18 protein-coding genes, 1 pseudogene and 1 riboswitch are annotated in these 20,874 nt (G+C 33.6%); of the genes and pseudogenes, 11 read left to right on the top strand and 8 right to left on the bottom strand.

Annotated features, from left to right (window positions below):
* Window positions 1-256 precede the first annotated feature (256 nt).
* Entirely contained in the window at window positions 257-1,531 is a 1,275-nt protein-coding gene (gene kinB, locus EKQ63_RS21295; protein ID WP_087954429.1) for a sporulation sensor histidine kinase KinB, read from the top strand.
* A gap of 53 nt (window positions 1,532-1,584) precedes the next feature.
* Here the strand turns inward: kinB and EKQ63_RS21290 are convergent, their stop codons facing one another.
* Window positions 1,585-2,334: a DUF3967 domain-containing protein gene (locus EKQ63_RS21290; RefSeq protein ID WP_087954430.1), complete on the bottom strand. Its 750-nt coding sequence runs from the start codon at window positions 2,332-2,334 to the stop codon at window positions 1,585-1,587.
* Between the two features lie 236 nt (window positions 2,335-2,570).
* Here EKQ63_RS21290 and nucA point away from each other — a divergent pair, with 236 nt between their 5' ends.
* Both nucA and comJ read left to right on the top strand, forming a co-directional pair.
* Window positions 2,571-3,005: a DNA-entry nuclease gene (nucA, locus tag EKQ63_RS21285; RefSeq protein WP_087954431.1), complete on the top strand. Its 435-nt coding sequence runs from the start codon at window positions 2,571-2,573 to the stop codon at window positions 3,003-3,005.
* A gap of 35 nt (window positions 3,006-3,040) precedes the next feature.
* Entirely contained in the window at window positions 3,041-3,430 is a 390-nt protein-coding gene (comJ, locus tag EKQ63_RS21280; RefSeq protein ID WP_000424015.1) for a competence protein ComJ, read from the top strand.
* A 37-nt stretch (window positions 3,431-3,467) separates the two neighbouring features.
* Here the strand turns inward: comJ and metE are convergent, their stop codons facing one another.
* The 3 genes from metE to EKQ63_RS21265 all read right to left on the bottom strand — a co-directional run bounded on the left by metE (window position 3,468) and on the right by EKQ63_RS21265 (window position 8,615).
* Window positions 3,468-5,756 carry a 5-methyltetrahydropteroyltriglutamate--homocysteine S-methyltransferase gene (metE, locus tag EKQ63_RS21275; protein ID WP_087954432.1) on the bottom strand — a complete coding sequence of 763 codons (2,289 nt, stop codon included), beginning with the start codon at window positions 5,754-5,756 and terminating at the stop codon, window positions 3,468-3,470.
* 127 nt (window positions 5,757-5,883) lie between these two features.
* A riboswitch (cobalamin riboswitch) is annotated at window positions 5,884-6,072 on the bottom strand.
* Window positions 6,073-6,391: 319 nt separating this feature from the next.
* Window positions 6,392-6,982, bottom strand: a complete 591-nt coding sequence (locus EKQ63_RS21270; RefSeq protein WP_087954433.1) for a PadR family transcriptional regulator — start codon at window positions 6,980-6,982, stop codon at window positions 6,392-6,394.
* 91 nt (window positions 6,983-7,073) lie between these two features.
* Complete coding sequence (locus EKQ63_RS21265) at window positions 7,074-8,615, bottom strand: MDR family MFS transporter (protein WP_087954434.1); 1,542 nt, start codon at window positions 8,613-8,615, stop codon at window positions 7,074-7,076.
* A gap of 425 nt (window positions 8,616-9,040) precedes the next feature.
* Between EKQ63_RS21265 and EKQ63_RS21260 the strand changes: the two genes are divergently transcribed.
* Complete coding sequence (locus tag EKQ63_RS21260; RefSeq protein WP_087954435.1) at window positions 9,041-9,541, top strand: hypothetical protein; 501 nt, start codon at window positions 9,041-9,043, stop codon at window positions 9,539-9,541.
* Between the two features lie 31 nt (window positions 9,542-9,572).
* Here EKQ63_RS21260 and EKQ63_RS21255 read toward each other — a convergent pair.
* Window positions 9,573-9,802, bottom strand: a pseudogene (locus EKQ63_RS21255) (hypothetical protein).
* A gap of 164 nt (window positions 9,803-9,966) precedes the next feature.
* Here EKQ63_RS21255 and EKQ63_RS21250 point away from each other — a divergent pair.
* Window positions 9,967-10,608 carry a diguanylate cyclase domain-containing protein gene (locus EKQ63_RS21250; RefSeq protein WP_000680842.1) on the top strand — a complete coding sequence of 214 codons (642 nt, stop codon included), beginning with the start codon at window positions 9,967-9,969 and terminating at the stop codon, window positions 10,606-10,608.
* 623 nt (window positions 10,609-11,231) lie between these two features.
* Window positions 11,232-11,894 carry a YkyA family protein gene (locus EKQ63_RS21245; protein WP_087954437.1) on the top strand — a complete coding sequence of 221 codons (663 nt, stop codon included), beginning with the start codon at window positions 11,232-11,234 and terminating at the stop codon, window positions 11,892-11,894.
* Window positions 11,895-11,925: 31 nt separating this feature from the next.
* Here EKQ63_RS21245 and EKQ63_RS21240 read toward each other — a convergent pair whose 3' ends face one another.
* Window positions 11,926-12,384: a YkyB family protein gene (locus tag EKQ63_RS21240; protein ID WP_000804871.1), complete on the bottom strand. Its 459-nt coding sequence runs from the start codon at window positions 12,382-12,384 to the stop codon at window positions 11,926-11,928.
* 177 nt (window positions 12,385-12,561) lie between these two features.
* Between EKQ63_RS21240 and ppx the strand changes: the two genes are divergently transcribed.
* Together ppx and EKQ63_RS21230 are read left to right on the top strand one after the other, a co-directional pair.
* Window positions 12,562-14,100, top strand: a complete 1,539-nt coding sequence (gene ppx, locus EKQ63_RS21235; RefSeq protein WP_087954438.1) for an exopolyphosphatase — start codon at window positions 12,562-12,564, stop codon at window positions 14,098-14,100.
* Between the two features lie 107 nt (window positions 14,101-14,207).
* Entirely contained in the window at window positions 14,208-16,316 is a 2,109-nt protein-coding gene (locus tag EKQ63_RS21230) for a polyphosphate kinase (RefSeq protein ID WP_087954439.1), read from the top strand.
* A gap of 159 nt (window positions 16,317-16,475) precedes the next feature.
* Here EKQ63_RS21230 and EKQ63_RS21225 read toward each other — a convergent pair whose 3' ends face one another.
* Both EKQ63_RS21225 and EKQ63_RS21220 read right to left on the bottom strand, forming a co-directional pair.
* Window positions 16,476-16,712 carry a hypothetical protein gene (locus EKQ63_RS21225; RefSeq protein WP_000283744.1) on the bottom strand — a complete coding sequence of 79 codons (237 nt, stop codon included), beginning with the start codon at window positions 16,710-16,712 and terminating at the stop codon, window positions 16,476-16,478.
* Between the two features lie 97 nt (window positions 16,713-16,809).
* Window positions 16,810-17,667: a metallophosphoesterase gene (locus tag EKQ63_RS21220; protein ID WP_087954440.1), complete on the bottom strand. Its 858-nt coding sequence runs from the start codon at window positions 17,665-17,667 to the stop codon at window positions 16,810-16,812.
* A 242-nt stretch (window positions 17,668-17,909) separates the two neighbouring features.
* On the opposite strand from EKQ63_RS21220, the gene fadH reads away from it, so the two are divergent.
* From fadH to EKQ63_RS21205, 3 genes are all read left to right on the top strand, one after another.
* Complete coding sequence (gene fadH / locus EKQ63_RS21215) at window positions 17,910-18,674, top strand: 2,4-dienoyl-CoA reductase (protein WP_143881481.1); 765 nt, start codon at window positions 17,910-17,912, stop codon at window positions 18,672-18,674.
* A gap of 255 nt (window positions 18,675-18,929) precedes the next feature.
* Window positions 18,930-20,147, top strand: coding sequence for an EAL domain-containing protein (locus tag EKQ63_RS21210; protein ID WP_000564304.1), 1,218 nt, complete (start codon window positions 18,930-18,932; stop codon window positions 20,145-20,147).
* Window positions 20,148-20,329: 182 nt separating this feature from the next.
* A complete protein-coding gene (locus EKQ63_RS21205) occupies window positions 20,330-20,818 on the top strand; it encodes a DUF3993 domain-containing protein (RefSeq protein ID WP_001233820.1) in 489 nt (162 codons plus the stop codon).
* Window positions 20,819-20,874 lie beyond the last annotated feature (56 nt).

Below are 20,874 nucleotides of genomic sequence, written 5' to 3'. Positions count from 1 at the left end.
ATGGATTATATGCTGTATTTTGCTATAGTTGTCCATCTCATGAAGTATTTTTTATTTTCTTTGTAATCCGTATTCATTGTATACTGTCGGGCAGAAATTTGGTACAGGGTTTACATTCATTTCGAAAATCTGTAACAATTATTATGCGTTGTTAACAAAGAATTAACAAATATGTTAAGAAAAATCAAAATTTTAAAACAAATAAACCTGTAAAATGATATAATCATATCAAAATACATATAGGGGATGAGAGGCTATGGAGCTTATCCGTGATTTAATGATCCAAATTGCCATCATTATTTTGCCACTATTTTTATACGAAGCGATTCGTTTAAATCGTTATCAAGAAATGCCTCCGAAGCCGAACCGCTACTTTATTATGTTTTTATCTAGCATTACACTCGTTCTCTCTATGACATACTCTATTTGTTTTGGGGACGTTTGTGGGTATAACTTTCACCCAATCCCGATTGTTAGTGGTTTTCTATATGGTGGGATTGTTGGTTTAATCCCGGCCGTTATTTATGTTGCCTATGAATGGGCACTAAAGGGCATAAACCTTCTTCCAGTCATAGAAGTAATATTCCTATTGATAGTTCCATTATTTTTATCAAAGAAATGGTCTCTATTTTCAAGGGATAAGAAGTTAATTTTAGCATTTATAATTTCATCATTGTACGTACTTGTTTCTTTAGTGATTGGCATGATTAACGTTCTGTTAGAAACGGGGTTTACACCATATGTTTCGCACTTATATAGCGGATATATATTTGCTTCGCTTATTATGGTTATGACAATGGTATTTCAGGTGTACTTAACAGAATATTTAAATGAAAATGCAATACTACGTACAGAGATGCAAAAGTCAGAGAAACTTAATATTGTAAGTGAGTTAGCAGCAAGTGTTGCACATGAGGTTCGAAATCCGCTCACTGTTGTTCGTGGTTTTATTCAATTGCTAGAAAGTACGGAAGATGTGAAGAATAAGGATTATATGCGTCTCGTATTAGCTGAATTGGACCGGGCAGAACAAATTATTTCAGATTATTTAAATTTAGCAAGACCACAAATTGAGAAAAAAGAACATATTTGCTTATCCGCTCAATTAATAGAGATGACAACTCTTATGTCATCATTTGCAGCGATGCAAGGTGTATATTTGCAAGTTGAGATTTCTGAAAGTCTTTATACGATCGGTGATAAAACGAAATTGAAACAAGCTATTATGAATGTTGTTAAAAATGGTATTGAAGCAATTCAAGGAAATAAAGGATATTTAAAAGTAACGGCTATGCAAAAAGATGAAACGATTGTAATAAGAGTTAAAGATAGTGGTGTTGGGATGACGAAAGAACAATTAGCAAGGCTCGGACAACCGTATTATTCTTTAAAAGAAAAAGGGACAGGATTAGGGCTAATGGTAACATTTAGTATTTTACAAGCGCATAATGGTACGCTGGAATATAAAAGCGAAAGTGGGAAAGGAACGGAAGCGATTATTATATTGCCAGCTGTAAGAAATAAGGAATAAAAGTTACCGATAGAAGGTAACTTTTTATTTTATATTAGAAAAAATATATTATGTTATTCAGTTGTTTTTTCTTGTTTTGTTCGGCTAAATAAACTTCTAAATGATTGGAAAAAGCTTTGTTCTTTTGAAGCGGCGACTAATCTTTTTGTTTCTTGAATTTCGCGAATTACTTGCATAAGTTGTGCATCACGGTTGCTATCTTTATTATAAATTTGGTTTACGAGTTTATTCATTTTTTCTTCTTGTTTAGATTCTCGTTTATACATATGATTCATTAATAAGTCCATCTTTTCTTTTTGCAGGGCATCTGTTTGAGCGGCATGATCCACTAACTCTTGTAGCATTTTTTCTTGAGAGCCTTCTTTTACATAAACTTGTTGCATCAATTCATCTAGCTTTTCATCTTTTAAACGATTTTGGGTAATAAGAGTAGAATTTTGATGAATAATTGCTTCGTTTAACTGAGCAAGCATTTCAAGTTTTAACATGAACTCCTCAAAGTTACGCCCATCTTCTTTTTCTTTCGGTTGTATCTCTGGCTTATCTTGTATAACTGGTACAGGTGGGGCTTCTTTTTCTTTTAAAATAATTGGTATCGTTTCTGAAAGGTCCTCTTGCAATGTAGCAACTCTTTCGTGTATAGATTTCAATAGTTTTAAATCATCAAGTTTATAAATACGAGCATCAGCTGTTTTGGAAATCATATAACCATGTTCCTCTAACAGTTGACTATATTTGCGGACTATATGTTTTGGGATGCCTGTTTTATTCGTCACATCTTTCGTTTTATAGGTAGCTTCCATGATATTTCCTCCCCAAAAAGTATCGTATATATCATTTCAATCTTTTATGAGGACTTCCTTTGAAAAAGAATGTCGGAAGGTTATTAGTTTTCTACAGCATTAGTGAAAAGATGAAGAAAAATGAGAGTTTTTGGCGGAATGGCGAAGAAGAGCTAAAATAATGTCTGAAAACATATACAGGAGAAGTTTGTTATAATAATTGAGGAAAAGAAACAGGTAGAATCACGGAGGTATACATGAAACAATTAAAAGGTATTATCATTTCAATTATTGCAATTCTTTCTATTCTAGTAGCGGTGTATGAAGTGCTTGTTCCAGAGGAAACAAGTATTAAAAAAACAAATGCGTATGATCAAGTTCTAGAATTTCCGAAAGATCGATATCCAGAGACAGGGAAACATATTACGGATGCTATAAAAGAAGGACATTCAGAAGTTTGTACAATCGACCGTGGTGGCGCTGCGGATAGAAGAAAATTATCGTTAGCTCCATACCCATCAAAAAAAGGGTATGATCGTGATGAATGGCCAATGGCGATGTGTAAAGAAGGTGGAAAAGGAGCACATATTGAATATATAAGTCCAGCCGATAACCGCGGAGCAGGCTCTTGGGTAGGGAATAAGTTAGATAAATACCCAGATGGTACGCGTGTGAAATTTGACGTAAAGTAGTAGTTGCATATTTCATAATGAAGGAGAAGGGAACGATGGAGTTAACAATTTCGTATTCGCAATTAATGTTGATGAACTATGACGGTGATCAGCCTTACGTTGACTGGACGGATGAGGATTTTGAGAGAGGTTATGCGAAGGCGGACGGAACTGTTATTTTTGAAGCACTCTCTGATTATACTTGTGAAGTAAAAGTGACCCCAGGGAAACATATTGAGAAAGAAGAAGTGATTAGAACGGTTACAGTTCCTTTTACAGTTGAAAATGAATGTATCGTTGTAACAAGTATTCTTTCAAATAAATTTCAAATCCCTATTCCAAATGGTGAGTATACGGTTGTATTACAAGCAACACCTCTTGAAGAACCAACGGATGATGAATTATATAAAATACAATATGAATTCTTTTTTGAAAGTAAAGAATAAAAAATGGGGTATCCTCAAAAAGGATACCCCATTTTTATTATGCGTTTGTTTTTAGCAAGGAACGAGCGTCTTTTGCCGCTTGCACCATGTGCTCTAAAGCTGGAATAACTTCTTCTGTTCTTCTCGTTTTTAAACCACAATCAGGATTAATCCAGAAATATTTAGGATCGCATACTTTTAAAGATTGTTCTACGATTTTATACATTTCATCTTTACTTGGTACACGTGGGCTATGAATATCATATACACCTAGACCGATGCCTTTTTCATATGTTGTATGTTTTAATGTATCAATAAATTCACCGTGACTTCTTGATGTTTCGATAGAAATCACATCTGCATCTAATGCGCGAATCGCATCAACGATATCTTCGAAGTTACTGTAACACATATGAGTATGAATTTGTGTTTCATTTGCTACAGATGAAGTGGCTAAAAGGAAGGATTGTACTGCCCATGTAATATAAGCGTCCCAATCTTTTTCTTTTAGTGGCATTCCTTCACGAAGTGCTGGCTCATCGACTTGAATTACTCGAATTCCGGAAGATTCAAGTAGTTCAATTTCATGACGAAGAGCTAATGCAATTTGATATGAAACTTCTTTTCTTGGAATGTCATTTCGAACGAAGGACCAATTTAAAATCGTAACCGGTCCAGTTAACATTCCTTTTACAACTTTCTCTGTTAAGCTTTGTGCATAAACAGTTTCCTTAATAGTCATTCCGTTAATAAAGGCTACATCACCATAAATAACGGGTGGTTTTACACAGCGGGAACCGTATGATTGCACCCAACCGTTTTTAGTGAATGAGAAACCAGCAAGGCGTTCACCAAAATATTCGACCATGTCAGTTCTTTCAAATTCACCATGTACAAGAACATCAAGACCAATTTCTTCTTGGTAACGAATCCATTTTTCTGTCTCTTTTTCAATAAATTGTTCGTATTGTTCATTTGAAATAACACCGTTACGCCATTCTTTTCGCGTTTGGCGAACTTCAGTTGTTTGCGGGAAGCTACCGATAGTTGTTGTTGGTAACAACGGTAACTTCAGGGCAACTTGTTGCAATTCATATCGTTTTTCAAATGGAAGAGGTCGTGAAAAATCTTCTTCTTTTAGTGCTGTTCGTGCTGCTTTGACATCTTCTCGGTTACGTGCAGCAGATGAACGAATTGTATGATGTACATTTCGATATGTTTCCAGCTCATTACGAATGCTTTCTGTACCTTGAGTTAGAGCGGAATGAATAAGAACTAACTCTTCTAATTTTTGATTTGCAAATGCCAACGCATCAAATAGCTCAGTCGATAAGTGAGTTTCTTCTGTTTTATCGATTGGCGTATGCAATAAGCTACAAGAAGGCTGAACGATGAAATCTTTCGTTTGGACTTGTTTTTGTAACGTTGTAAATAACGTAAGAACTTCATCAAGATCGGCTCTCCAAATGTTACGGCCATCTATACAACCAACAGCTAAAGTTTTATCAGCTGGGAATCCATATTTTGAAATAGCACGTAGATTACCTTCTTTACCATGAATGAAATCTAATCCAATACTTGATACTGGGAATGTAATAATTTCTTCATAGTTTTCTTCTACACTATCAAAATATGTTTGTAAAAGAAGATTCGCATTTGGAACTTCTTTACGAATAGCTTCATAAATTTCTTTTGCTTGTTGGATTTCTTCTTTCGTTAAAGAAGCGAAAATCGGTTCATCAACTTGAATGATTTGTGCACCAGCTACATGTAGTTCTGAAAGCAATTGTACGTATGGTGCAACTAATTGTTTTAAAATAGTCGCGAATTGTTCTTGTGTATAGCCTTTAGCTAATTTCAAGAAAGTATATGGTCCTAAAATAACAGGTTTTCCATCTACTCCTAATTCTTGTTTTGCCTCTTCGTATAAGCGAAGTGGACGATTATCTTTTAAAGAGATTTGTAATCCCTCTTCATATTCTGGAACGATATAATGATAGTTTGTGTTAAACCATTTTGTCATTTCGGAAGCTACGTGATCTTCAGAGCCACGCGCCATTGCGAAATATACATCAAGGTAAGATGTAAACTCAGAAAAACGTGATGGGATAAATCCTAGCATATAAGCAGTATCCAAAACGTGATCGTAATATGTAAAGTCTCCAATTGGAATAAGTTCAATTCCTTTTTCTTGCTGTGCTTTAACGTGTTGAAGACGAATTTCTTTCATTGTTGTTAAAAATTGTTCTTCATCGATTTTATTAGACCAAAAAGCTTCCAATGTTTTTTTCCACTCTCGTTGTAGTCCGATACGTGGATAACCTAAGTTACTTGTTTGAATTGCCATTTCAAATTCCTCCCTAATTGAAAGTAAGCATTTCCGTTTACTAGGAAATACCTATAACAAAAAGCATAAAGGCATAGAAAATAAGCCTTCCTTTTTGTTTTAACACCTCATCATCATCCGTGAATCTATCAGTGTTGTTAAAACAGGCAGGTCTCCTGACTTATGCTTCATATGATTTCTTTCACCTTCCCGTTTTCACAGTGGCATCAAAAAGAAATCTCAGCATTTACAGTGGCGGGACCGTGTTGGAGTTTCACCAAGCTTCCCTTTTAAACACGAAACAAACTGTTCGTGTACCCATTTTCCTTTTGAAAGGAATTTAACAAGCGATATGATATTGAAACAAATTCTAACACAATTTTTAGAATTTTGTCTACTGTTTTGAAATAAGAAAATTCTAAAGTTTTTTATTTTGATTTTTTTTATTTTTCTAACTTTTTTAAAGGTAAGAAAAATGAGGGGGATTGAAAGGGAGTGCGATTAAATTTACAAAGAAAAGAGTACCTGTACATAGATAAGATGCCAGTTATGTTATTAAATAATCTGTTCATCTTATATAGAAAATTAAACAAGTATAACCCCATCCTAAATTAGAAGGGGTTTATACTTGTTTTAGACTTTGAAATAAAATAACTTTATTGTCTTTTTACAGTTTCGTCTTTATAAGTTAAACCTTCATCTATATCAATTTCTGAAAGTCGCCCGACAACAGCATCTGCAAGAAGGGTGTTTAACCATTGCAATTCAACTGTAATATGTTCAATAACGCTTTGCAAAATATATAGTTGTGCGCGTGGGATTTTTCCTTTGCTACAGTCATAAATAGTTTGCATGTTATGTAAATATTGAACGGTATCATTTTTCTTTTTTTCTAAAATGGGAATTAACTCTTGATCATCACCAAAATGCGCGAAAGAGAGTGCCGAATAAATTGGTTTATATATTTGATTTTTTGCCTCGAATTGTTTTAATAGTAACGTGTGAAATAACCGTTTACCTTCATCTGTTATATGAAAAATTGTTTTATCTGGTCTATTTGTATCTCGAACAATAGTTGTAACACGAATTGCCCCTTGTTTTTCTAATTGCTCGAAGGCATAGTAAAGTGATCCTTTTGCATATTTAATGTAACAGTCCATTTGTCGTTCTTTCATGATGTGTTGCACTTCATATGGATGTTTATCTCCTTCGAGTAGCAAGCCGAGAATGACTAATTTCATGCTCATGCTGTCTCAACTCCTATATATAAAAACTTTATACATATTATAAACGGCATATCCGTTTTCATAAAGGGATATGCCGTTTCTTTTCTATATATTAGCTTACTTGCTTTTGTTTTTGTTTCGTTTTTGGTCCTGTAAAAAGACGCTCATTTCCCATAAGTAAAATGCAAATAATACTTAGTACAGCTGGAATCAGTGCCCAGAAGAATGTACTGGCAATAGATGTAGCTAGAGCTTCTTTAATACCAGTTAATATTTCAGCTGGTATTTTATCGGTAGCACCTGGTGATAATAAGAAACTTGTGTCTCCACCCTTTGGAGCTAATTTTGCTAGTTCAGGAGGGAAGAGAGTGTTTAGTTTATCTGTAAAAATGTGATTTTGAATTGTACCGAAAATCGTTACACCAAGAGTCATACCGAGTGAACGGAAAAATGAGTTTGTTGATGTAGCAGAACCACGGTCTCTCATTTCTAATTTGTGAATCGAAGACATACTTAAAACTGAGAAAGAGAAACCAACACCAAGTCCAGCGAGAACCATAAATAGTGTTACGAGTAGGCGTGGTGTGTCCATTGTTAAAGTGCTTAGTAAATAAATACCAAGAACGAAGAAAAAGCCAGATGCCATCATAATGTTACGATAACTTGTTCGAGAAGCTAACTGTCCACCTGTTTGACTTCCAATTACAGAGCCAACCATCATAGGTGTTAAAATTAATCCAGCATTTGAGGCTGAACCGCCGAGAACACCTTGAACGAAGATTGGGATATAAACTGTACAGATGATAAAAGCGGCACCATAGAAAAAGGCAACACCTTGGCTAGCTGCGAATAAAGGTTTTTTAAATAGATGGAAAGAAATGATAGGTTCGGTTGCTTTTCGTTCTACGAAGAAGAAAATAATAAGCATAATAACAACTGTTGTAAATAAGCCGATAATCACAGTGGAATTCCATGCGTATTCTTTACCACCAAGTTCTAAGGCGAACATTAAGCAAACGATACTAACAACAAGTGTAATAGCGCCAGCCCAATCAATTTTTTGTTTTCTAAATTCTAGAGATTCACTGTAATATTTCGTAATGAAGAAGAAGGAGATAAGTCCTAATGGAATATTAATATAGAAGACCCAGTGCCAACTTATATAGTCTGTAATATAAGCACCTAATAAAGGGCCGAATACACTAGATGTCCCGAAAACAGCACCGAATAGCCCTGTCATTTTTCCGCGCTTTTCTGGTGGGAATATGTCGTACATAATAGTGAAGGCGATAGGCATAAGAGCGCCGCCACCAATTCCTTGAATTGCTCTATAAATACTTAGTTGCTCAATACTAGATGCTGTTCCGCAAAGTGCAGAACCGAACAAGAAAAGAATAAGGCCACCAATATAAAAGCGTTTCCGTCCGTACATATCAGAAAGTTTTCCGAAGATAGGCATTCCTGCCATTGTTGCAACCATATATGCAGACGTGACCCAAACGAACTTGTCAAATCCTCCTAGGTCTCCAACGATTGTTGCCATTGCTGTTGCAACGATTGTATTATCCATTGCCGCCATTAAAATACCAAGTAGTAAACCCGCAACAACAAATTTTGTCTTGCTGGAGTCTTTTTTTGATAATTGTGATTCCAAAGATAACCCTCCTTTAATAATAAGTAAACTATATTAAGTTTTGAGTGCAGCGTATAAAAATTATAAATATATTTTTAAAAATCAATTTACACAAGTGCACTGACAAAGCCATAAAGAATATTATAGTCAAATTTGACTAAAAGGCAAACTTTTTCTTCCGTCAAAATATTCTGTTGTATGGACAGCGAAAGAGTGAGTAATACTTAGTATTGGTAAAAAGTCAATGAAGGAAATTGTAAAAAAATATTTCAGTAAGAATACCTGCTGTTAACAGATGAAAAATGGTTTTTTCTTTACTTTGTCGAATAGGATAAAAGGAAGAGTAATAACTATATATAGTTTGTAACGAGCTTTATTAATATTGTGTAGAGAGGCAGAATAAGGTCGTATGGATATGATGCATCTGAAATGGGGTGAATATTATTATGAAAATATGGAAACGAATTCCGGATCAAGGAAGGCGTTCAATACCGCTACAACCGGTATTATGGATTGATGGCTCAAAAAAGGAAAACGAATGTCCTAACGTAGCAGTTACATTACAAATCCGTAGTATGTATAAAGAAAAATTTTCATATGAACTGACCTATGATGTAAACGACATACTTATTATTCGAATTGAAGTTGAAAATAAAGGAATGAAAATGATTTCACGAGTTGTAGTAAGTCATATGATTCGAGATTATTTTGCATATATTCCAAATTCATTAAAGGCGGATAAGGGAATGAGCGAGTTTCTGTTCCAGCTTGTAAGGTGGAGAATCGATAATTTATTACCAAATGAGAAGGTAGAATTAATTTGTAAAATAAAAGCAAATAAAGATAAAGAACTCAAAAACACACTATTTCAGGCTACATATACATTTCAATATAACGGAGTATCATATGGTCCGCTGCAAACAAATGAAGTTGTGGTGCGACAATGATAAAAAGGAACCTGTATGAAAGGTTCCTTTTTTAGTGCAGGTTTTCCTTTTTGAGTCCCTTTTTTGTTCGATTCCTTTCTTTTCATTCCATATTTGTATAACTAAAGATGGAATGAAAAGAAAGGGAACAAAATTTACAATAGCGTCAATTTGATTGTATGTAATGAAGTTTACTCCGAAAGAATTAAATAATAATTTTAGCTACAACAGAAAACCTGATAGTAAACGTATAATATCTGATAGATTCTTCTTTTGTAGCATGTAGGTCACCATATTTCTAAAATAATGTATGGTATATATATGAAATAGAATAGAAATGGTAGACAAGCTTAAGCGGAAATATACACTCAATATGTACATTTTTTATTTTGTAGAAAAACATAATTGTTATAGAAACATATATTGGTATAGAAGGGAGGAGAAGTATGAAACATAAAGGGAAAATTAGTGGATTATTACTTGGGAATACAGTGGCAGTTACAGAATGGATTGCGCTTCAGGATGTAATTACAAAACTGGATTCGCGATCATTTTATACCGTCTTTATTATTTATATATTGCAAATGATACTCAGCTATTATTTTGGACATTGGTATGATAAAAGAGCGAGTGGGCGTATGGATACGGAAGTAGGGGGAATGGCAAGTAATGATTTTGTAGTTGATTTTTTTGAGAAAGTAGCTGCTTTATCAGAACGGGATTCTCATAATATTACAGTGTACATTCTTTCTGTGAAAGAATGGAAAGGATTAAAAGAAACAGTGCAAGAAAAAAAATTGGAGGTGTTAGTACAAAAATTGGAGAGTACGATTGTAAAGACAATTCGTAAAGGCGATGTCGTTACGAAGTGGGATGAAAATAAGTATGTTATTGTGGCGATCGATAACGGACATGAAAAATCGACAATAACAAACCGATTAATGAAAAATATTGAAAGTGAAATAGAAAATGGCTTGTTAAGTATGACTCTATTATTTGGGGCTGCTAGTTATCCAATAGAAGGAAAAACGTTTGAAGAATTGTTAAGAAAGGCACAAAATCAATTGTACCAGCATAGAAATTCGTAAGAAAATAAGTAAAACTTTGATGTAAAGAAATATGATATGAAGAAGTTTTTGATTGTAACATTTTTTTGACTTTTATTACAAAAAGAACTTTTTTTGTAATAAAAGTCTTTAAAAATATATGAAATAGGCATATAATTATGATGGATGTGTCAATGCATTTTGCACAATGTGTTTCACTTTAAAAGTGTAGAGGAAAGCATACTCTACACTTTTCCTTTTTAGGGAATAGTTGCAAGATAGCATTTATACTGTGTAAAATGAACAAAGAGATTATTTGATAGAAAGCGGGAAAGGGAATGATAGACGTGAGAGAACAACGAACATCTTTTATCAGGTGAATGATTACTGTTGTTCTTCAAATTATTATGGTTGTGATGAATTCCGTTGTACTTTTATGTAATACATAATATTAATAGGTTTTAAAAAGTGCCAAGTAAAAGATGGATATGGAACTGCTATCTAGTCCAAAAACGGAAAATGTAATTTCAAGTAATACAATTTGTACAAGCATTATAAACAATATGAATGATTTTCGTGAAAAAGGTGCGAGTGTGGAGTTTATAGAAGGATATATAATTTCATAGCTTTTTACACGATGATCGTATATAAGTAGGAGGAAAAAGATGTTGAAATATAGTAAATTAGCAATTGTAACTGCATTATCAATGACTTTACTAGCGGGTTGTTTCGGGCCGAAACCAGAAGAGGAATTATATGTTGCATTTGAAAATGCTGCAAAGCAAGAAAAAACAATGTTTGAAGATGCAAAAAAACTTGAAACTTTAGAGAAACAGGGACAAGAATTATATAACCAGATTGTTCAAGAAGGAAAAGATAATAATCAAACTGTTAAGGAAAAACTAAACCAAGCAGTGAAAAATACAGATGAACGAGAAAAAGTGCTTAAAAAAGAAAAAGAATCTTTAAATAAGGCACAAGAAGAAGTGAAATCGGCAGATAAATATGTGAAGAAAATTGAAGATAAGAAATTGAAAGATCAAGCGGATAAAGTGAAAAGCACATATGAGAAACGACATGATTCATTTAACAAAATGTATGATAGCTATAATAAATCGTTAAAACAAGAAAAAGAATTATATACAATGCTACAAGATAAAGGGACAAAATTAAAAGATATTAGTGAAAAAGTAAAAGTAGTAAATCAGTCTTATAAAGATATTGAATCAGAAAAAGACAAGTTTAATGAATTTACGAAATCTTATAATACAGAAAAAATAGCTTTTTATAAACAAGCAAATATTAAAATTAAAGAAGAGAAAAAATAAAACAGTTTGGCCTACAATTGGCCAAACTGTTTTATTTTTTTGTATAGGTACGACTATACCATGGGACAGGTTCACTTAATTTTTTTTCTTGTTTTAGCGCTTCAGGACCAATATAATCTTGAAGTGTTTTTTTTGCTACTGTTAAAGATAAGGTTGTTTTCGGATTTCGATAGGAGGATTCAAGATGACCGAGATGTGGTAGGATTCGAAAATCTTCTTTTGTAGGAGGAATATGGAAAAAGTAATCACCTAAACGTATAAGAACATCAGATTGTTGTTGGCTAAAACGTGGATTTCTAGAGAAATGTAATCCTTCTTTAATAGCTTTTTTTTCAGTAATTAAGCGTTCTAAAGCTGTCTTTTTTAACCAGTATAAATACTTCGGATTAGTTGCAGCTTTAGCATGACGATTCACAACGAAAACAGATTGAGCTAGTCGATTAATAGAATGTTGGTTTTGTAATTGAGATTGTGGTTGTGAAGGTTTCATATTGAATCTCCTTTCAATTTTTCATTATTATACCATAAGTAAAAGCGATTTTTATTATATGCAAAAAGTGATTGTATATATTTTCAATATTAAAGCAATATTGTTACAAAAAACAACTATTTTGTATAATAGTAATAGAATGTGTTTTAGAAATTTGATAATGAAAGAGTGAGAAGTTTGAAAGAAATATTAAAACAGCAATATGCCATTATAGATATTGGATCTAATACAATGCGTTTAGTTATTTATGAAAAGCAAAACGGAGGTTTTTATAAAGAGATTGAAAATACGAAAGTGGTTGCAAGGTTAAGGAATTACTTAGTCGATGGTATGTTGATTGAAGAAGGAATAGAGGTATTGTTACAAACATTATTTCAATTTCAAGAAAGTACACGATTCCATCAGTTGCGCCATGTACTTTGTGTTGCAACAGCAACAATTAGGCAGGCTGAGAATCAAGAGGAAATTAAAAAACTTGTTGAAGGACAAACAGACTTTACTCTTAGAGTATTATCAGAATATGAAGAAGCACGTTACGGCTATTTAGCGGTTATGAATTCAACTTCGTTCTCGGAAGGGATTACAGTAGATATTGGTGGAGGAAGTACGGAAGTTACATACTTTCGAAATAGAGAGATTTTAGAGTATCATAGCTTTCCCTTTGGGGCACTTTCTTTAAAGCAACAATTTATTAAAGAGGATATACCTACTGAAGAAGAGATGGAAAAGCTTCAAACGTACCTAGAATATCAATTTCGAACATTACCATGGTTAATTGATAAGAAATTGCCCCTTATTGCAATTGGTGGTAGTGCGAGGAACTTAGTGAAAATTCATCAAAATTTAATTTGTTATCCTATAGCAGGAGTACATTTATACAAGATGAAAAAAGAAGATATTAAAAATGTGAAAGAAGAATTGGAAGGATTGTCGTTCATAGAACTTCAAAAATTGGAAGGATTGGCAAAAGATCGAGCGGATACAATTGTTCCAGCAGTCGAAGTATTTCATACGCTTGTTAATGTTATAGAGGCGCCAGCATTTGTATTAAGTAGAAAAGGATTAAGAGAAGGTGTTTTCTATGAAGAGTTGACAAAAGATTTGGGGATTTCATATTATCCGAACGTGGTCGAAGAAAGTTTGTATTTATTATCACATGAATATGAAATGGACATGGAATTTGTAATGCAGCTTATTAAACATGGAAGATTAATTTGTCAACAGCTTGAAGAAACAGAGCTGATTTCTATGTCAATAAAAGACTGGGAAGTATTTCATCAAGCAGCGAAAGTATTTAATATAGGCAAATATATAGACGAAGAAGCGAGCCGCTTACATACGTTTTATTTATTAGCAAATAAAACAATTGATGGTATGATGCATAAAGAGCGAGTTAGATTAGCGCTTATTGCGTCTTATAAATCAAAAATGTTATTCAAACAACATCTGTCTCCGTTTGAAGGATGGTTTGATAAAAACGAACAAAAAAAAATCCGCCTATTAGGGGCTGTTTTACAATTTTCAGCAGCTCTAAATATAAGACAAAGATCGCTTGTTGAATCGATATCTATAACAGAAAGTAAAGAAGGATTAACATTTAAAATTGTATGTGAACAATCGGCATTAGCGGAAAAAGTGCAAGCTGAAAAACAAAAAAAGCAGCTGGAAAGAGTATTGAAAACGAATATTAACTTATTCTTTGAATCAAAACAATAAGTTGTACGGATGTCTTTACAAAAAATTAACACTTTGGAATATTGTAATTTGTTAAAATGAAAGTAACTAAATTATAGTAAAAAAGTTTCAAGGGAAGTGTGAAGAGGATGGAAATGTTGAAGGGGAATATAGTCAATTTAAATGATACAGCTTATTACAACAATAGAGAACTAAGTTGGTTAGCATTTAATGAACGTGTACTACAAGAAGCACAGGATGAAATGAATCCGCTCTTAGAAAGATTAAAGTTTATTAGCATTTTTAGCTCCAATTTAGATGAATTCTTTATGGTACGTGTAGCAGGATTGAAGGATCAAGTGAGCGCTGGGTTTAACCAACCAGAAAATAAGGCTGGCTTAACACCAAAAAAGCAATTAAATAAAATTGCGATAAAGGCCCATGAATTAATGACTGTACAATATGATACGTTTAAAAATTATGTGTTGCCAGCGTTGGAGCTAGAGGGGATTGAGCGTTTAACATTCCATGATTTGACGAAAGAACAAAGAGAATTTATAGAAGAGTATTTTGATGAGCAAATTTTCCCGGTCTTAACACCTGTAGCTATCGATGCGTATCGTCCATTTCCTATGTTATTAAATAAAAGTTTGAATTTAGCTACTCTGTTATATGATGAGAAACAAGTGGAGGAAGAAAACCGTACGAAGTTAGGAATTGTACAAGTTCCTTCATTACTTGAACGTTTCATATTTTTACCGAGTGAAGGGCAAAAGCATAAATTTATTTTATTAGAAGATGTAATTAGTGGTTTTACTCATAAATTATTCACTGGATATAAAGTATCATCTGTTACTCGTTTCCGTATTACACGCAATGCGGATTTAACGATTCATGAAGAAGGTGCGAGAGATTTATTAAAAGTAATTGAAAAAGAATTAAAAAAGCGTAAGTGGGGAGCTGCTGTACGTTTAGAAGTCGGCAAAGAACACATTGATGAAAGAGTATTAGCGTTATTATATGAGGTGTTGGAAGTAAAAGATGAAGATGTGTATATAATGGATGGACCGTTAGATTTAACATGTCTATTTTCTTTATATAAAAAACTAGCGCCTTTATATGAACATCTTGTATATCCGGCTCTTATTCCGCAACCTCCTCAAGACTTAGGTGATGAGGAAGATGTATTTGAAAAGGCGATCGAACATGATATTTTATTACATCATCCTTTTGAATCGTTTCAGCCAGTAGTTGATTTTGTTCGTGATGCGGCAGACGACCCGAATGTACTTGCGATCAAACAAACATTATATCGAGTAAGTGGTGATTCTCCAATTATTCAGGCGCTAAAGGTAGCGGCTGAAAAAGGGAAACAAGTGACGGTGTTGGTTGAATTAAAGGCAAGGTTTGATGAAGAAAATAATGTGCATTGGGCTAAAGAATTAGAACAGGCGGGTTGTCATGTTATTTACGGTGTAAGTCATTTGAAAACACATAGTAAAATTACGCTAGTTGTAAGAAGAAAAAACGGAAAAATTGAAAGGTTCGTACATCTTGGAACCGGAAATTACAATGATGCAACCGCAAAGCTATATACTGATTTTGGCTATATTACATCACGGAAAGACTTTGGGGTCGATGCAACAAATTTCTTTAATTATTTGAGTGGTTATACAACAAAGCCACATTTTCATCATTTATCGGTTGCGCCATTTGATATAAGAGAGCAATTTATGGAGTTAATAGATGAAGAAATTCGTTATCATAGGCAATATGGAAATGGATATATCATTGCTAAAATGAATTCATTAACTGATAAACCACTTATTAAAAAAATGTATGAAGCATCACAAGCTGGAGTAAAGGTAGAACTCATCGTTCGAGGAACATGCTGCCTACGACCTGGCATTCCAAATGTAAGTGAAAATATTCGGGTAGTTAGTGTTGTGGGGAGATATTTAGAACATAGCCGTATTTATTATTTCCATCATAATGGAGAAGAGAAAATATATTTATCTTCAGCTGACTGGATGACACGAAATATGGAGAAACGTGTAGAAATCTCTTTCCCGATATTAGATATTGAAATGAAGGCACGAATTAAGGCGATTTTACAGCTTACTTTAGCTGATAATGTGAAAACACGTGAACAGAATAAATCTGGTGACTATTACTATGTTATTAATAGTAGTACAGAAGAAATTGATAGCCAAGTGAAGTTATTTAAGATGGCGTATCAAAATACAGATGCTGAATAATGAGAACAAAGTAAAAAACCTCTTTTTTAAGAGGTTTTTTACTTTGTTCTCTACTTATTATAAAGGATGCGTAGAGAGAATACTTTTTATTATAAGCATGTTAATGGATCATGAATCGGTTAAGAAAGGAAATAACATTAGTAGAATTGTTGCGGTACATTAATAATAGAATGGTTGTTGACAAGGTCCACCATAACAAGGATAAGGTGTCGGCGGTGGGAAAGGTGGTGGATATGGTGGGTAATACGGTCTAGGACCGAAAGCTAATGCTCCGCCAAGCAGTCCACCAGCAATACCAGCTAGAAATGGGACGCCAAAAAACGGAAAGAAGCGTGAGTCGCCTACTGGACCAATAGGTGCTGAACGGACTGGGATTGGTTGATAATATGGATACATGAACAAACCTCCTTTATTGGACTCACTTTTATCATATGGTAAATGAAACATGGATGAGCGCGTACAAGAAAGGATATGTAAGAAAATAGGCGAATGATTACGAATGTTGGAGCGTAAAAATTGTTATTTCAGGTTTTGCCATAAATCGGAATGGGACACGTGTTCTGCCGAGGCCTCGATTGACATAGAGAGCTAAATCTTGGATCGTATAGAAACCTTCTACATAGTTTTTAGCAAGTGCTGGGGTAATAATAGCGCCTAAAAAAGGGATTTGTACTTGTCCGCCATGGCTATGACCAGAAAGTTGTAAGTTAACTGGATATGTAGCAATTTGCGGTGCAATATCTGGTTCGTGAACAAGAACAATGTTATAAATGTTTTTCCGAGCGCGCTGTAGTGTCTCCTTTATTTTTGGTTTGCCTAATAGTATATCATCAAGACCGAAAATTGAAATTTCACTATTATCCAGTAGACGGATTCTCTTTTCACTGTTTAGTAACAGTTCAAATCCAGATTCACGCATGATGTGTTCGTAGTATTCCGTTCCATATCCGCCGTGATCATGGTTACCATAAATAGAAAATTTACCGAAGGGTGCTTGTATATTTTTTAAAATGGATGCAACGAAAGGAGTGTCAGTATATGTTTGATAATTATCAATGAGATCACCAGTAAAGAGAACAATGTCGGGTTTTACAGCATTAATTTTAGAAACGATTTGAGATAAATGTTGGAGAGAGAAATAGTATCCGAGATGTAAATCACTAAATTGAAGAATCTTCATACCATGAAAACTTTTTGGTATGAGTTGTGATTTCAATGTATGTTCTGTAAAAGAGAGTAGATGAGGCTCAATATATTTAGCGTAATAGTATCCGACGCTAGTCGTTATAATTGAATATAGACACGTACGCATTCCAGTTTTTAGAAAATCTCTTCTCGTAATTTTCTTCATAAAAATATGAGAATACCTAATTGGTTTATATTATATGTGTTCGTTACATTTACAGGTTACTCAAATCTCCTTTCGTTTTTTTTTAATATATTTTAAATCATGTAAAAGTAGTATAGAAAACGAAAAAACGAATAAAAAGAAACCTCTTTACGTTAAAATATCAGAAAAGTTTAAAAATATAAAGATTTCTATTAAATAAAATGATAAAATGAATGTGTATTCATTTTTGGGAGGGGATATATATGGAAGAAAAAGTAGTTATTATAACAGGTGGATCGAGCGGAATGGGAAAAGGAATGGCGACTCGCTTTGCAAAAGAAGGGGCACGAGTTGTTATTACAGGACGTACAAAGGAAAAACTAGAGGAAACAAAATTGGAAATTGAACAATTTCCAGGACAAATATTACCGGTACAAATGGATGTAAGAAATACGGATGATATTCAGAAAATGATTGAACAGATTGATGAGAAGTTTGGACGAATTGATATTTTAATAAATAATGCAGCTGGAAACTTTATTTGTCCAGCAGAAGATTTATCCGTGAACGGCTGGAATTCGGTTATTAATATTGTGTTAAACGGTACATTTTACTGTAGTCAGGCTGTCGGAAAATATTGGATTGAAAAAGGTATAAAAGGAAATATCATTAACATGGTAGCAACATATGCGTGGGATGCAGGTCCGGGAGTTATTCATTCGGCTGCAGCGAAGGCTGGAGTATTAGCAATGACGAAGACACTCGCTGTTGAGTGGGGACGTAAATATGGAATCCGAGTTAATGCTATTGCGCCAGGACCAATTGAACGTACGGGCGGTGCTGATAAATTATGGATTTCAGAAGAAATGGCTAAGCGTACGATACAAAGTGTTCCGCTTGGAAGACTTGGTACGCCAGAAGAAATTGCAGGGCTAGCTTATTATTTATGTTCAGATGAAGCTGCGTACATAAATGGAACTTGTATGACAATGGATGGAGGACAACATTTACATCAATATCCATTTTAAAAGGGATAAAAAAATGAATGTTTCATTCATTTTTTCACGGTTAAATGTGACGGAATTGTGACATATGAAAGAAAAGTGTTTACAAGAGGTCATATATACGTTATATTTAAGACCTCTTTTTTCTTCATAGTAGAATTGCTAATTCCCCTTAGCATTTTACCCCTCTAATCCCTTCAGGAAAACTGAAGGGATTTTTTATTATTTTTCCGTAAATATCATGTTATAATTTTTGAAAAGTAAAGGGAGGGAAGCACGTTGATAGATGCATTAGATGTAATGAGTAACTTGGATAAAGTCCTTCCTTATTATCAAGCAATTTTTAGTGCTGATGAACATACTGTAATTGGATATGAAGTAGTAGGGCGTATTCAAACAGAAGAGGGCATCCAAAGTTTAGCTTCTTTCTTTCATGATGACTCTATTCCAAGTGAGTTTCAACTAGAAGCGGATAACATTATAGTAGAAAAAGCTTTAAATCGTTATTTAGAAAGTGATCAAAAACTATTATTATTTATACATCGGAATGCTAACGTATTAATGAACGATGATGATGAAAGTTTGCTTCAACTTTTATTGATGTATGAAAAACAAGGTTTAAATTTGAAAAACATTGTTTTAGAGATTACAGAACATGAATGTAAAGAAGATATAGAGCAATTTAATCATTTGCTTATGTATTATCGTACATATGGTATTCAAATTTCGATTAATAAAGTCGGAACAGGTACAAGTAATTTAGAACGTATTAGCGTGTTAGCACCTGATATTTTAAAAGTAGATTTAACAAATTTAAGGCAAACTGCACTTTTACAATCTTATCAAGATATTTTATATTCTTTATCATTACTTGCTAGAAGAATTGGTGCGACATTGTTATATGAAGAAATAGATGCTTTTTATCAATTACAATATGCATGGAAAAACGGTGGTAGGTACTATCAAGGGAACTATTTGAAAGAATGCTTACCTGATTTTATTGAAACGAACGTTTTGAAAGAACGACTTGGTAATGAGTGTCATCAATTTATTCAACATGAGAAGAAAAAACTACAAAAGATTTATAATTTAACAGAAATGTTACGTGATCGAATTGGCGATGTTTTAGCGAAACAGAAAAAGAATGAAGATATAAATGATTGGTTATTACAATTTAGCCAAAGTGTATCACAATGTAGTTTTCGTATATTTATTTGTAACGAAGATGGTTTCCAACAATCAGGAAACGTTATGAAAAAAGATGGGGAATGGATTGTGATGCCTGAGTATTACATGAAAAACTGGAGTTGGCGCCCGTATTTTCTAGAGAATATTATGAAAATGCGTTTTGAGAATAAGGCAAGACTTTCAGATTTATATGCTGATATTGAAACCGGTGAGATGGTACGAACATTCTCTTTCCCGATTGATGATGAAAACTTTTTATTTATAGATTTATCCTATGAATATTTATATGAAGAAGATGTTTTATTTTAATGCACGAAGAGATTCGTGCATTTTTTGTTTGTTTTTATCATAAATTGGTAATAGTGAAAATGGTGCTGAAAATGCTGTCTATCGTTGTAAAGATTTTACGAACGAAACCAGCCCTTTCTTTGCATAATCATTGTTACAATGAATACTACAAAGACAAGTTTTCTTAAAAGGAAGGTGAAAAAATGAGGAAATATGGAATATGGTTAGTTCTATTTGTATGCGTTGCCTTTCTAGTTGGTTATAGTGTTACAACTGTTTTAGGAAAAGAGGAAGTGAAAGTCGATCGGAAAGAAGTGTTTGTAACGATACAAAAAGGCTATGAAAGCCAATTTTCAATTCGTGGGAAGCGCTTGCCGATGAATAAGATGATAGAAACGTTATCACCATATTTTACAGAGAATTTCCTTCAAGTATTTACAGATGAAAATAGTAGAAGTGATAAACAAAGTGGTGAATATTTACTTCCAGCAAAAGAAGCGCCATTTTCTTTTAATTCAGAAACGAAAATGTCATATGATGAAGAGCATAAAATTTTATATGTTTATGAGCGGGCGAAAAGTGGACAATATCAAATTGTAACATTGCAAAGAGATCAAGGGAAATGGAAATTGGCTGGATATCATGAAAGCCAAGAACTTTTAACTGAAATAAAAAGGTTACAACAATTATAAAGTGAAACTTTAATCAGGGGCATATTCCGTTTAATATGAACTTGCCACACTCAGAT

This window comes from Bacillus sp. BD59S, assembly GCF_007363175.1.
In the GTDB taxonomy this organism is placed as follows: Bacteria; Bacillota; Bacilli; order Bacillales; family Bacillaceae_G; genus Bacillus_A; species Bacillus_A pacificus.
Note: the sequence above shows the minus strand (reverse complement) of the source record. Positions and strands in the feature narration are given on the sequence as shown.

Bases quoted from the DNA above. Each gene is read 5' to 3' on its own strand.
- kinB (WP_087954429.1), top strand. From the start codon at position 257: ATGGAGCTTATCCGTGATTTAATGATCCAAATTGCCATCATTATTTTG.
- EKQ63_RS21290 (WP_087954430.1), bottom strand. From the start codon at position 2,334: ATGGAAGCTACCTATAAAACGAAAGATGTGACGAATAAAACAGGCATC.
- nucA (WP_087954431.1), top strand. From the start codon at position 2,571: ATGAAACAATTAAAAGGTATTATCATTTCAATTATTGCAATTCTTTCT.
- comJ (WP_000424015.1), top strand. From the start codon at position 3,041: ATGGAGTTAACAATTTCGTATTCGCAATTAATGTTGATGAACTATGAC.
- metE (WP_087954432.1), bottom strand. From the start codon at position 5,756: ATGGCAATTCAAACAAGTAACTTAGGTTATCCACGTATCGGACTACAA.
- EKQ63_RS21270 (WP_087954433.1), bottom strand. From the start codon at position 6,982: ATGAGCATGAAATTAGTCATTCTCGGCTTGCTACTCGAAGGAGATAAA.
- EKQ63_RS21260 (WP_087954435.1), top strand. From the start codon at position 9,041: ATGAAAATATGGAAACGAATTCCGGATCAAGGAAGGCGTTCAATACCG.
- EKQ63_RS21250 (WP_000680842.1), top strand. From the start codon at position 9,967: ATGAAACATAAAGGGAAAATTAGTGGATTATTACTTGGGAATACAGTG.
- EKQ63_RS21245 (WP_087954437.1), top strand. From the start codon at position 11,232: ATGTTGAAATATAGTAAATTAGCAATTGTAACTGCATTATCAATGACT.
- EKQ63_RS21240 (WP_000804871.1), bottom strand. From the start codon at position 12,384: ATGAAACCTTCACAACCACAATCTCAATTACAAAACCAACATTCTATT.
- EKQ63_RS21230 (WP_087954439.1), top strand. From the start codon at position 14,208: ATGGAAATGTTGAAGGGGAATATAGTCAATTTAAATGATACAGCTTAT.
- EKQ63_RS21225 (WP_000283744.1), bottom strand. From the start codon at position 16,712: ATGTATCCATATTATCAACCAATCCCAGTCCGTTCAGCACCTATTGGT.
- EKQ63_RS21220 (WP_087954440.1), bottom strand. From the start codon at position 17,667: ATGAAGAAAATTACGAGAAGAGATTTTCTAAAAACTGGAATGCGTACG.
- fadH (WP_143881481.1), top strand. From the start codon at position 17,910: ATGGAAGAAAAAGTAGTTATTATAACAGGTGGATCGAGCGGAATGGGA.
- EKQ63_RS21205 (WP_001233820.1), top strand. From the start codon at position 20,330: ATGAGGAAATATGGAATATGGTTAGTTCTATTTGTATGCGTTGCCTTT.